We start from the raw sequence: 13,477 nt of genomic DNA on the forward strand, positions 1-13,477 counted from the left end.
AAAATAAGTGCAGATGTCAGAGTTAATTACTCTCTAACAACTACACTTTTATGGTACTAAATAAGCGGTGAGATTTTTCTCACCGCTATTGTTTTATGGTTCTATACAAGGTTGTTGTGCAAGCTGTTTTTTAAAAATTGTTCGGAATATCAAACGGATAAAAGGCCCAACAAAAAAGATTTGCAAGCAAAGTGCCATTGGAAAATTAAAAACTGTGGTTTCCAGCCATACAGCAATCAGCTCTGTTCCAGGATGTTTAAACAGAATAGTGGCAACTAAACTCATCATAGGACACATCAGACAAACAATCATAGCGGAAATTGCCAAAATAATAAAAATTGGCCGGTCTTTTCCTGGAGTAACAATACGAAACGCTAGTTTTTGAGATAATTTTTCCACAACAAAGAATTCTAAGATAAATGCTACTGGCCACATGATAATTAACTCATGGAATGCCTTTAAAAAGACTTGATTACTCATACCACCCATATTTAACGCAATATTATAGCAGATCATTCCATAAACCATAGTGAATGCCATAAGGATGGTAAAAATAACTGACTGAAATTTTGTTTTTGGCATAATAAATAAGCTCCTTTTTTGAAAAATAGGCGCAAAAAAACACAGGTGTTGCCTGTGTTGTTCGTTAATCAGTGATGCCAAGCGGCCACATGTGTCGTTTCCAATCGTACCAATACCCTATATTTAATTGCAATAGTTATTATAGCATGGAACCGGAATGGATGCAACTATTTTTATGGATTACTACTATAATAAAATGATATTCATCAATTCCACATCAATAGTTTTAAGATAATAAAATAATTGGGTTATTGTTTAGAGAATTTAAAAGAAGGAGGTACAAGAACTGTACCTCCTGTGTATATAATAAATAGATTGATGATAATATCGCACTTCCTACATATTGGAGTATCCGTCCAGGAAATCATCCACTTCTTTTGCGCATGCTCTCCCTTCCTCAATTGCCCATACGACTAAAGACTGGCCACGGCGCATATCTCCAGCAGTAAAAACACCAGGAATATTGGTAGCATATTTTCCATCCTCTGTCTTTACTGTATTACGTGGGGATAATTCCAGTTGAAATGCTTTAGCGATGTACTGGTCACAGCCGGTAAATCCTGCTGCGATAATCAGTAAATCACAATCAATGATTTCTTCCGTTCCAGGAACGGGAAGATAACGATGTTGTTTATCAAAAGCCATGCGAATGGTTTCAATAGAAGTAATCATTTTATCCTCATTATAAAATACCCGATTAATGGTAGTACTATAGCGTCTGGGATCTTTTCCAAATACGGCAATAGCTTCTTCTTGGCCATAATCCACTTTACATATTTTAGGGTATTCAGGCCAAGGATTGTCGTCGCTTCGTGTGTCAGGCGCTTTTGGCATCAGTTCCAATTGGACAACCGATTTACATCCATGGCGTATGACAGTTCCTACACAGTCATTTCCTGTGTCACCACCACCTACGATTACTACATTTTTGTCTTTGGCATTAATGAATTTTCCGTCTTTGAAATTGGAATCTAGGTAGCTTTTTGTGTTTTGGGTTAAAAAATCCACCGCAAAATAGATTCCTTTGGTATTCTCCCGTCCTTCCGCTTGGATGTCCCGGGGTCGTTCCGCACCACAACATAGGATGACTGCGTCAAATTGTTCCTGCAATACATCGGATGGAATATCTTTTCCTACATTTACATTGGTAATAAATCGGACGCCTTCCTCTTTCATTAGATTGATACGGCGGTCAATAATCCTTTTATCTAATTTCATATTTGGAATCCCGTACATGAGTAGGCCACCAACACGGTCGTGTTTTTCGTAAACGGTAACATGGTGCCCTCTTTTGTTCAACATATCCGCGCAAGCGAGACCTGATGGACCGGAGCCCACCACTGCTACCTTTTTATCAGTTCGCATTTCGGGGGGGTGTGGTTGCATATACCCTTTGGCGAATCCAGCCTCAATAATTGCAAGTTCACTATCTTTAATGGTAACTGGAGCGTTATTTACCCCACATAGACACGCTACTTCACATAGGGCAGGGCAAACCCGGCCTGTAAATTCAGGAAAATTATTTGTTTTTAAAAGGCGAGATAACGCATGCCACATGTTGCCATGATAAACTTCATCGTTCCATTCTGGAATTAAATTGTGCAAAGGGCAACCTGTAGCCATTCCATGAAGCATCATACCAGATTGGCAAAATGGTACGCCGCAATTCATACAGCGGGCGCCTTGTTCCTTCCGATCTTCCTCGGATAGCATGCCATGAAACTCATCAAAATCCTGAATGCGCTCCAGTGGGTCTCGCACGGGTGTTTCATGCCTGTTATATTCTAAAAAACCTGTTGCTTTTCCCATGATTCATTCTCCTATCGTTTTGTATTTTGATAAAAAGCTTCAATTTGCGCTTCTTGTTTACTGATGCCTTTTTTCTCCAAGGAAGAAATGGTGTCCAACATTTTTCGGTAATCATTTGGCATAATCTTTTTAAATTGAGGAACAAAGGCATCAAAATCCATTCGTATTTTTTTAGCCAGTGGTGAGGATGTTGCTTGATAATGTTCTGTGATAATCTCTTTTAACTGTTTGATGTCATATGGTTCTGTGAGTGTTTCGATGCTGACCATTCCTTTGTTCACTTTGCGGTATAAATCATGATTGATGTCTAGGACATATGCAACGCCACCACTCATACCCGCTGCAAAGTTTTTTCCGGTTTTTCCTAAAATAACAGCAATGCCACCTGTCATATATTCACAACCATGATCTCCTACTCCTTCCACTACGGCAAGGGCACCGGAATTCCGCACACAGAACCGTTCGCCTGCGATCCCGTTGATAAATGCTTTGCCAGAGGTAGCGCCATAGAGGGCAACGTTGCCGATGATAATATTCTCTTCTGGTTGGAAACGACTTTCCTTTGGAGGAAAAACAACCAGTTTACCGCCGGACAACCCTTTTCCGAAATAGTCGTTACTATCGCCGGAGAGTACCATGGTAACCCCTTTTGGCAGGAAAGCGCCAAATGACTGGCCACCACCGCCATTACACAGGATGCGGAAGGTATCTTCTTGAAGGCTATTGCCAAACCGTTGGGTTACTTCAGATCCAAATCTTGTACCAACCGTCCTGTCGGTACTGGAAACATTGATTTCTACCTGACCCGGTTCCCCGCTGATCAGATTGTGGTGTAGTTTTGGAAGAATCACTTTTTCATCCACGGTTTTTTCCAGCTCAAAATTGTATGCGTCTTGTTTGTGGTAGCAGCAGGTTCCCTGATAGGGATGTGCTAATATGTTGGAAAGGTCTACTAATTTTCCACGGGGTGCGGAGGAGTTTTCCCTTTTTTTCAGTAAATCTGTTCTACCAACCAGGTCATTAATACAGCGGATACCTAGATGGGCCATAATTTCCCGAAGTTCTTCTGCGATAAAGCGCATGAAATTCACAACGTACTCTGGTTTACCAGAAAAACGCTTCCTGAGTTCTGGATTTTGGGTAGCGATACCGAATGGACAGGTATCCAGGTTACAAACACGCATCATCATACATCCCATAGTAACCAGTGGCGCAGTGGCAAAACCGAATTCTTCCGCACCGAGCATACAGGCGATTGCTACATCCCTGCCGCTCATGAGCTTGCCATCCGTTTCGATGCGCACTCTGGAGCGCAAACCATTTTTCATTAAAGTTTGATGCGCTTCCGAAAGTCCAAGTTCCCATGGCATTCCAGCATTGTGAATCGAATTTCGAGGGGCAGCTCCTGTGCCGCCGTCATATCCTGAAATAAGGACAACACTTGCGCCAGCTTTGGCAACCCCTGCGGCAATGGTTCCAACACCGGCTTCCGAAACCAGTTTTACTGAGATATCTGCATTGTGGTTTGCATTTTTTAAATCGTAAATCAGCTGCGCTAAATCTTCAATGGAATAAATATCATGGTGTGGAGGAGGGGAAATCAAGGATACACCAGGGGTGGAGTATCTGGTTTTTGCAATCCAGGGGTATACTTTTTTTCCTGGAAGATGTCCGCCCTCTCCTGGCTTTGCGCCCTGTGCCATCTTGATTTGAATCTCTTTTGCGGAAACCAGGTATTCACTAGTAACCCCAAAGCGTCCGGAAGCCACCTGTTTGATTGCGCTGCAATATTCAGAGGAAAGGCGTTCTGGCAATTCCCCACCTTCACCGGAGTTGGATTTACCACCTAATTGGTTCATAGCTGCTGCCAGGCATTTGTGCGCTTCTTCTGAAATGGAGCCATAAGACATGGCACCGGTTTTAAACCGTTTCACAATACTGTCCACAGGTTCTACTTCTTCCAGAGGAATCCCTCCGTTTTCATCAAACACAAAATCAAGGAGCCCCCGCAAGGTATGTGGTCTTGTTTCATCGTCTACCATAGCGGTGTATTCTTTAAATTTTTTGAAATCTCCTGTTCTTGTTGCCTGCTGAAGCGCTACAATAATTTGCGAGGAATACAGATGGTCGTCTTTATCTTTTCCGCTTCTTAGATTGTAGCTGCCGGAGGAATCCAAGGTGGTATCTACCCCTAATCCCAATGGGTCAAAAGCATGAGCATGGCGTACGTGGATGTCCTGGTCGATTTCTTCCAAGCCAATCCCTTCCACCCGGCTAACTGTATTAGTAAAGTATTCATCAATCACTGATTTTTTAATTCCGATTGCTTCAAAAATCTGAGCGGATTGGTAGGATTGCAAAGTGGAAATCCCCATTTTGGAGGCAATTTTTAGTACACCGCTTAGGATTGCTTGATTGTAATCTTCAATGGCAACATACAGGTCTTTATCCAGCATATTATTTTCAATCAGTTCACCAATTGCTTCGTGGGCAAGGTAAGGATTAATAGCAATTGCACCATAACCTAATAAAGTGGCAAAATGATGGACATCTCGTGGTTCCCCACTTTCTAAAATGATGGAAATAGCTGTCCGTTTTTTGGTTTTAATCAGATATTGTTCTACTGCAGATACTGCTAGCAGGGAAGGGATTGCCACATGGTTTTCATCTACCCCGCGATCGGAGAGGACAATGATATTAGCACCTTTTTTATAAGATTTGTCTATCTGCACAAACAAACGATCCAATGCCTTTTTTACTGGAGTATTTTTATAATATAGTAAGGAAACTATATCTGTTTTTAGTCCTGGCTGGTTTAGATTTTTAATTTTAAGCATATCGACACTGGTCAAAATAGGGTTGTTGATCTGTAATACCATACAGTTTTCCGGTTTTTCCTGTAAAAGGTTTCCGTCCGAACCAGCATATACGGTAGTGCTGGTAACAATATTTTCACGGATAGCATCAATTGGAGGATTGGTTACCTGGGCAAAGCTTTGTTTGAAATAGTTAAATAGAGGTTGATGTTTATCCGATAATACGGCAATTGGAATATCAATTCCCATGGAAGCTGTCTGTTCGTTTCCGTTTCGAGCCATAGGAAGAATAGCGGTTTTGAGGTCCTCATAGGTGTAACCAAATGCTTTATACAGTTTATCCCGTAATTTTTGTGGATGGATTTCTACTTTGTGGTTGGGGACTTTTAAAGCAGATAATTCCACAACATTTTGGTCGAGCCATTCTCCATATGGGTAGCGGCTAGCATATTTATTTTTGACTTCCTCATCGGTCAAGACAATGCCTTGTACAGTATCTACTACCAGCATTTTTCCAGGTTCCAAGCGGGATTTTTTGATGATTTTTTCGGATGGGAGTTCCAACACACCAACCTCGGAAGCCAGAATCAAAGTATCATCATCTGTAATATAATACCGGGAAGGACGAAGACCGTTTCGGTCAAGGGTGGCTCCTACCAAATCCCCATCAGAGAATAGGATGGAAGCAGGACCATCCCATGGTTCCATCATGGTAGCGTAATAACGGTAAAAATCTTTCTTATCACGGCTGATATCCTCTGTATCCCATGGCTCTGGAATGGTAACCATCATAGCAAGGGGCAGTTCCATGCCGCTCATAACTAAAAATTCAATGGTATTGTCCAAAATTGCGGAATCCGAACCACTGTCATCTACAACTGGTAAAATTTTATCCATATCTGCTTGGAGAACAGGGGAGAACATGGTTTCTTCTCTAGCAAGCATGCGGTCAATATTCCCACGGATGGTGTTGATTTCCCCATTGTGCAGCAAAAACCGGTTTGGATGCGCCCTTTCCCAACTTGGATTTGTATTAGTAGAAAACCGGGAATGGACTAGAGCGATTGCAGAAGTGTATTGTTCATCTTGTAAATCAGTATAAAATTGTCGCAGCTGATTAACCAGAAACATTCCTTTATATACAATGGTACGGCTGGATAAAGAAGCGATATAGGTATTGCTGTCACTCTGCTCAAAGGTGCGGCGTACTACATATAATTTTCGGTCAAAGTCGATTCCGGTAGGGATATCTTTTGGCTTTAGAATAAAACACTGATAGATTTTTGGCATACAATCCAAAGCCTTTTTTCCTAAAATTTCTGGATGGATAGGTACTTCCCGCCAAAAGCCAAAGGTAAGGCCTTCTTTTTTTACGATGACCTCTAGCATTTTTTGGGCTTGGGTTCGCAATAACAGATCTTGTGGAAAAAAGAACATTCCAACAGCGTATTCACGCTCTTTTCCTAAGAAACATCCTTTTTCCTGGGCAATTTTCTCAAAAAACGGATGGCAAATCTGCAACATGATACCAACGCCATCTCCTACTTCACCAGTAGCATCCTTTCCGGCACGATGCTCTAATTTTTCTACGATTTTTAACGCATCGTCTACTACTTGGTGACTTTTATTTCCTTTGATATGGATGACTCCTCCAATGCCGCAGGCATCGTGTTCAAAACTTTCCTGGTACAGGCTATTTTGTACTTGTTCCATTATGATTCCTCCATCTTGATTTATTTGCCACTATCCCCATAGTTGGAGAGTACCCGGGCCGAAGGGTCCGCAACATCGCAGCCTTCCCATTTTTTGTTTGGCATCCAAAAACCTGGGATCATTTCCACTTGCCCTGGATAATATTGTTCAAAAAGATCCCGGTATAGAAGGGATTCTTTTGTAAAAGGCGTTGCATAGGTATATTTTTTACAACCTTTTTCAAAGCATTCATCACTATATTGTTCTTCTGCATATGCTTTTAGGTCATCTACCATAGAATGTCCTACAGCATCGGAAAAAGCTGCTTTTTCTCTCATTAAAATAGAGTTTGGTAAAAAATCACCCTCAAAAGCATGGCGGAGCAAATATTTTCCTTTTCCGTATGTATTCATTTTTTTCTGAGGATCAATGCTCATCACGTATTGTACAAAATCCAAATCTCCAAACGGAACCCGTGCTTCCAAAGAGTTTACAGAGATACATCTATCCGCACGCAGCACATCATAACAATAGATTTCCCGAATACGCTTTTCTGATTCTTTTTGGAATTCCTGGGGATTTGGTGCAAAATCTGTATATTTATATCCAAACAATTCATCTGAGATTTCCCCAGTAAGCAATACACGGATGTCTGTTTGTTCATGGATTGCTTTACATACCAGATACATCCCAATACTAGCTCGGATAGTGGTAATATCATAAGTACCAAGTAAGGCTATTACTTCTGGTAGTGCATTAATAACATCCTCTTTTGTAATGATTACTTCATGATGGTTAGAACCGATAAAATCAGCTACTTCTTTGGCATATTTTAAATCAATAGCATCGGTATCCATTCCAATTGCGAACGTCTCGATTGGTTTTTGTAAAAGTTTTGCCGCTACCGAACAAACTAGGGAGGAATCTAAGCCACCGCTTAGCAAAAATCCCAATGGTGCATCTGAATCCAAACGTTTTTCAATCCCCGTGATTAATTTTTCACGGATATTCTTACAGATTGTTTCTAAATCATCGTTACAAAAACTATCTACTTTGGTAATATCGTGGTAACAGACGAATTGTTCTCCATCATAATAATATCCAGGTGGAAATGGGGTGATTTTATTACAGAGCCCTACCAGGTTTTTGGCTTCACTGGCAAAGAGCATGGCACCGTCTCCATCTTTTCCATAAAAAAGGGGACGGATCCCGATTGGATCCCTTGCGGCAAGATATTTTCTTTGTTTTCCATCATATAGGATAAGAGCGAACTCCGCATCTAACTTTTGGAACATCTCCACGCCATATTCTTGATAAAGGGGCAAGAGAATTTCACAGTCGGATTCACTTTGAAATTGATATCCTTTTTCCTCCAATTGTTTTTTCCATTTTCGAAAGCCATAGATTTCCCCGTTACAGACCAGATAATTCCCATCCCTGAAAAAAGGCTGCATGCCTTCTGGCTGGAGCCCCATAATTGCTAAACGATGGAACCCCAACAGGCCATTTCCTGTATTGATAATCCTGGTATCATCCGGACCACGGGAGATGGTTTTATCAAACCCTTTTTGGAATGTTGTAACCGGCATGCTTTTACCGCAATACCCCATAATGGAACACATATGTTTTACCTCATTTCTTTGTAAATATAACGGATAAGCAGATTCCCCCCGTAAAAACGAGGGGATTTTGTACTTTTTAATCTGCTATTTCAGTGGTTGGGGAAACTAAAATAACAGTATCATTGTTTGAAAAAGTTCAAAACACCATTGCTTTTCGTTGTTTTATTACCGGACACCAAATAATAAATCACCATAGTTTGGATATGGATATAATTTTCGGTCCATAACATTTTCAATTTCATCTGCAACGATACGAAGGTCGTTCATGGCCTGAAATACTTCAGTACGGTAATATTTTGCCTTTTCCAATTCGTCATATTCCCGATGAACCAATGCCATTAAACTTTCTTCCAATTCTTTTGTTTTTTGATACATACTTCCACATAAACCGGAGACTTTTTTAATCTGCTCTTCTTCATAACTGCAATCCACACCTGGCGCAGCCTCTTTTTTAGCAAGCAGTGTATCGCTGAGTTGTTTGGTATAAGCAGAAAACGCAGGGAGCAAATCTTTTTTTGCCATATCCAACATGGTAACCGCTTCGATATTTAAAGTTTTACTGTAATTATCCAGAATAATTTCGTACCTTGCATGGATTTCTGTTTCTGTGAGCACTTTATGTTCTGTTAAAAGTTTAATGTTTTTTTCGTTGATATAATAGGGAAGACAATCCGGAGTTGTTTTTAAATTGAGAAGGCCTCTTTTTTCAGCTTCTTGTACCCAAGATTCATCATAGCCGTTTCCATTAAAAATAATCCTTTTATGTTTTTTAATAGTATCTTGGATTAAATCGTGTAGTGTTTCATTAAAATCTGTAGCATTTTCCAACACATCTGCAAATTGTCGTAAACTTTCCGCCACAGCAGTATTTAACATCATATTGGTACAAGCGATGGAGTCGCTGGAACCTAACATTCTAAACTCAAATTTATTTCCGGTAAATGCAAATGGGGAAGTACGGTTTCTATCAGTTGTATCTTTTGGAAAACGTGGCAGAATATGTACACCAACTTTCCATAGTTCTTTTTCTTTGGTACCATATTGTTCCCCTTTTTCGATGGAATCGAGGATATCTGTCAATTCAGTACCCAAGAACATAGATACGATTGCTGGTGGCGCTTCATTGGCTCCCAAACGGTGATCATTTCCAGCGGAAGCAACCGAAATACGCAACAAATCCTGATAATCATCTACTGCTTTGATAACAGCACATAAAAACAGTAAAAATTGTGCGTTTTCATGTGGTGTATCCCCTGGTTCCAACAGGTTTTTTCCTGTATTAGTAGAAATGGACCAGTTATTGTGTTTTCCGGAACCATTGACCCCAGCGAATGGTTTTTCATGGAGCAAGCAAATCATACCGTGTTTTTTTGCGATGCGTTGCATTAATTCCATTGTCAACTGATTATGGTCAGTAGCGATATTGGTTGTAGTGAAAATTGGTGCCAATTCATGTTGTGCTGGCGCCACTTCGTTGTGTTCTGTTTTTGCTAGTACTCCCAGTTTCCACAAAGACCGGTTTAAATCATCCATAAATGCTGCGACCTTGCTTTTGATGGTGCCAAAATAATGGTCATCCAATTCCTGGCCTTTTGGAGGTTTTGCTCCAAACAGGGTTCTTCCTGTATAAATCAGGTCAGGACGTTTATCGTATAAATCTTTATCCACTAAAAAGTATTCTTGTTCTGGACCAACTGTGGTTTTTACTGAAGTGATATTTTGATCGCCAAAAAGTTTTAAAATCCGTACTGCCTGACGGTTGATTGCTTCCATGGAACGGAGAAGAGGTGTTTTTTTATCCAAAGCCTCGCCGCCATAAGAACAGAATGCGGTGGGGATACAGAGTGTTTTATCTTTAATAAACGCATAAGAGGTAGGGTCCCAGGCAGTATATCCCCGAGCTTCAAAGGTTGCGCGTAAACCGCCAGATGGGAAGGAAGAGGCGTCTGGTTCCCCTTGAATCAGTTCTTTACCGGAAAACTCTAAAATAACCCGTCCATCATTTGTAGGGGTGATGAAGCTATCGTGTTTTTCCGCAGTAATACCGGTCATTGGCTGAAACCAATGGGTAAAATGGGTAGCGCCTTTTTCTACTGCCCAGTCTTTCATTGCATTTGCCACAACATTGGCAACAGCATTGTCCAGATGTTTTCCTTCTTTCATTGTGCGTTGTAGCTGCCGGTATGTTTCCTTTGGAAGCCGTGCTTTCATGACAGAATCATTGAATACATCTGTACCAAAGACGTTTGTGATTGTGTTCATTATAACAACCTCTTTTCAAAATAAAATAAGCGGCAAAAACGGTAGAAAAATACTTTCTACGACGTCTTTGCCGCTTTGTATCAATAAAAAACGATGTTGGAATTATTTTACTGTGTATCCCCATTGATGCCAGTAAAAATTCATCATAATCTAGTTGGTTAGGGATAACTAGATTATTTACTATAAAAAAACAATGGTATAGCAGTAGCTTAAAATTACTGCGACACCATTGCCGTTTGTATGTGATATAGTATACACCCCACTTTAAGACTTGTCAACCTTTTTTTAAAAGTAAATATGGTTGGTATGACATGAAATTGCGGAGATAATCTTTTTCTCAGGCATATTTATGGCTTTTTTGCTGTATTTTATTTGTTCATCTATTAAGGAAATTATACCATTTCACAGTCTTGTTAAATAATTAATCTTTTTCTATTGACAAATAAAAATGGTAGCCATATAATAAAACTATAAATTAAATCATGAAGTGAGCAATGGCGTTCATAATATACAAAAATGAATTTTTCTTTTTTGTATATTGATGGACGCTTTTTACATATTTTTCAAAAATAGAATGTGTACTATCAAAAAGAACTTAATATCGCAATCAGGTTTAGTTTTGAAAATATAATTCATAGGCAATTTATCATATATAGATTTAAAGATATAAAAAATAATGTATGATTATGTAATTGATTACGCTTACCTTTTGTATTTAAAAATATAGAATCACAATATTACAGCACTATTAATAAATATTTGTAATAGGAAACTGGTTAGATATATTATATTTTAAAAATTACTGATAGAAAGGATGAAACAATATGTATTCTTACCATGAAGTTATGACATATTGCGAGGAAGAGGATGTTAAATTTATCCGTTTAGCATTTTGTGATTTAGCAGGAAACCAAAAGAATATTTCGATTATGCCTTCGGAGCTAAAACGCGCCTTTGAATATGGGATCTCGTTTGATGCTTCCGCCATCTATGGATTCGGTAATGAAGTAAAATCCGATTTATTTTTATTTCCTGACCCCTCAACTTTGTCTGTATTGCCATGGCGTCCAGCACAGGGAAGAGTGGTAAGGATGTACTGTGATATCCGTTATCCTGACGGAAAACCCTTCCGACGTGACAGCCGCTATTTACTAAAACAGGCAATTGCGGAAGCGGAAAAACGGAATATTTCCTGCTATTTTGGCGTTGAATTTGAGTTTTATTTGTTTATCACAGATGAGGAAGGAAATCCAACCAAAATTCCTTTTGACCAGGCTAGCTATATGGACATTGCTCCAGAGGATAAAGGGGAAAATATCCGTCGAGAAGTTTGCTTGACACTGGAAAGCATGGGGATACAGCCGGAGAGTTCCCATCATGAGGAAGGGCCTGGACAAAATGAAATTGATTTCCGCTATAGTGATGCGCTATCAGCAGCGGATAATGCGGTTACTTTTAAATCTGTAGTAAAAACCATTGCTATGCAAAATGGACTTTATGCCTCTTTTTCCCCAAAACCACTAAAAAACCAGAGCGGAAATGGAATGCACATCAATATTTCGATTAAAAGCCCTAATGGAAAAAAAGATTCCGATGCTTTTATGGCAGGAGTTTTAAAGTATATAAGAGAAATATCAGCTTATTTAAATCCAACAGAGGAATCTTATCTTCGCCTTGGAGAGAAAAAGGCACCCAAATACATTACCTGGTCTTCTGAAAATCGTTCCCAATTAATTCGCATTCCAGCGGCAAAAGGGGAATATGTACGGTTTGAATTGCGTTCCCCAGATCCTACTACAAATCCATATATCGCTTATGCATTATTGATTTATGCTGGATTAGATGGCATCCGAAAACAAATTCCACTATGTGAACCATTGGATCAAAATTTATTTATAGCAGACCAATCTGTTACAGATACTCTCGAAAAACTGCCTGCCAATTTAAAAGAAGCGATAGAACAAGCAAATCAAAGTAGTTTAATCCAACAATATATCCCTGATATCCTGGATTAGGATTGCCACAACAGATTTTTGTTCAGAAAAAAGAAGAAAGGAGACGCTCCATATGGTGCAAAACAAGGACCTTAACAGTGTATTGGTTGTTTCGTCAAGTAAAAAATTTTATCAGCAATTTATGGAGCTGTTACCAAAAAGTGAATTTTCACCATTATGTTCTGTTACAACTGTAGGGGAAGCAAAGCGTATATTGGTAGATCGTAGTTTTCGTATTGTAATTGTAAATACACCATTGTCAGATGATTTTGGCATCCATTTTGCAATTGAATTAGCGGAAAAACAAAATTGTGGTATTTTGATTTTTGTAAAATCGGAAATACAGGACGCCATCTGTCAACAGGTAGAAAATTACGGAATTTTAACACTGCCAAAACCGGTTAGCAAGCAAATGGTGTTTCAATCCATAAAGCTTTTGGTGGCAATGCAGCAAAAAATTAGAGCTTTAGAAACAAAGGCATCTAGTCTACAAAGCAAAATGGAGGATATTCGCCTTGTAAATCGGGCGAAATTATTGTTAATCGAACAGCTAAAAATGAGTGAATCAGAAGCTCATCGTTATATTGAAAAAAGGGCAATGGATACCTGCGTAAAGCGCAGAAAAGTTGCGGAAGATATTATTAAAACATATGAAAATTAGATGATACCAGTGAAGTAAAATATCTTTTTGAAAGGAATT

Annotated in this window: 7 protein-coding genes; 2 read left to right on the forward strand and 5 right to left on the reverse strand. The window is 39.5% G+C overall.

Features of this window, described 5'->3' with window-relative positions; genetic code table 11:
* Nucleotides 1-93 precede the first annotated feature (93 nt).
* The 5 genes from BQ2683_RS00415 to BQ2683_RS00435 form a co-directional block, all read right to left on the reverse strand.
* On the reverse strand, nucleotides 94-582 hold the full coding sequence (locus tag BQ2683_RS00415) for a DUF2798 domain-containing protein (protein ID WP_069986770.1): 489 nt from the start codon (nucleotides 580-582) through the stop codon (nucleotides 94-96).
* Nucleotides 583-918: 336 nt separating this feature from the next.
* Nucleotides 919-2,391 (reverse strand): glutamate synthase subunit beta, encoded by a 1,473-nt coding sequence (locus BQ2683_RS00420; protein ID WP_069986772.1) that lies wholly within the window; start codon nucleotides 2,389-2,391, stop codon nucleotides 919-921.
* An 11-nt stretch (nucleotides 2,392-2,402) separates the two neighbouring features.
* A complete protein-coding gene (gene gltB / locus BQ2683_RS00425; protein ID WP_069986774.1) occupies nucleotides 2,403-6,920 on the reverse strand; it encodes a glutamate synthase large subunit in 4,518 nt (1,505 codons plus the stop codon).
* Between the two features lie 20 nt (nucleotides 6,921-6,940).
* Nucleotides 6,941-8,521, reverse strand: coding sequence for an asparagine synthase B (gene asnB / locus BQ2683_RS00430; RefSeq protein ID WP_069986776.1), 1,581 nt, complete (start codon nucleotides 8,519-8,521; stop codon nucleotides 6,941-6,943).
* Between the two features lie 165 nt (nucleotides 8,522-8,686).
* Entirely contained in the window at nucleotides 8,687-10,783 is a 2,097-nt protein-coding gene (locus BQ2683_RS00435) for a glutamine synthetase III family protein (RefSeq protein WP_069986779.1), read from the reverse strand.
* An 824-nt stretch (nucleotides 10,784-11,607) separates the two neighbouring features.
* On the opposite strand from BQ2683_RS00435, the gene BQ2683_RS00440 reads away from it, so the two are divergent.
* Both BQ2683_RS00440 and BQ2683_RS00445 read left to right on the forward strand, forming a co-directional pair.
* Complete coding sequence (locus BQ2683_RS00440; RefSeq protein WP_069986783.1) at nucleotides 11,608-12,798, forward strand: glutamine synthetase family protein; 1,191 nt, start codon at nucleotides 11,608-11,610, stop codon at nucleotides 12,796-12,798.
* 52 nt (nucleotides 12,799-12,850) lie between these two features.
* Nucleotides 12,851-13,438, forward strand: coding sequence for an ANTAR domain-containing response regulator (locus tag BQ2683_RS00445; protein WP_069986785.1), 588 nt, complete (start codon nucleotides 12,851-12,853; stop codon nucleotides 13,436-13,438).
* Nucleotides 13,439-13,477: the final 39 nt, after the last annotated feature.

This window comes from Massilioclostridium coli, from assembly GCF_900095865.1.
In the GTDB taxonomy this organism is placed as follows: domain Bacteria; phylum Bacillota; class Clostridia; order Oscillospirales; family Ruminococcaceae; genus Massilioclostridium; species Massilioclostridium facile.

Coding starts and splice junctions, on each gene's coding strand:
- gltB (WP_069986774.1), bottom strand. CDS start 6,920: ATGGAACAAGTACAAAATAGCCTGTACCAGGAAAGTTTTGAACACGAT.
- BQ2683_RS00440 (WP_069986783.1), top strand. CDS start 11,608: ATGTATTCTTACCATGAAGTTATGACATATTGCGAGGAAGAGGATGTT.
- BQ2683_RS00445 (WP_069986785.1), top strand. CDS start 12,851: ATGGTGCAAAACAAGGACCTTAACAGTGTATTGGTTGTTTCGTCAAGT.
- BQ2683_RS00420 (WP_069986772.1), bottom strand. CDS start 2,391: ATGGGAAAAGCAACAGGTTTTTTAGAATATAACAGGCATGAAACACCC.
- BQ2683_RS00415 (WP_069986770.1), bottom strand. CDS start 582: ATGCCAAAAACAAAATTTCAGTCAGTTATTTTTACCATCCTTATGGCA.
- asnB (WP_069986776.1), bottom strand. CDS start 8,521: ATGTGTTCCATTATGGGGTATTGCGGTAAAAGCATGCCGGTTACAACA.
- BQ2683_RS00435 (WP_069986779.1), bottom strand. CDS start 10,783: ATGAACACAATCACAAACGTCTTTGGTACAGATGTATTCAATGATTCT.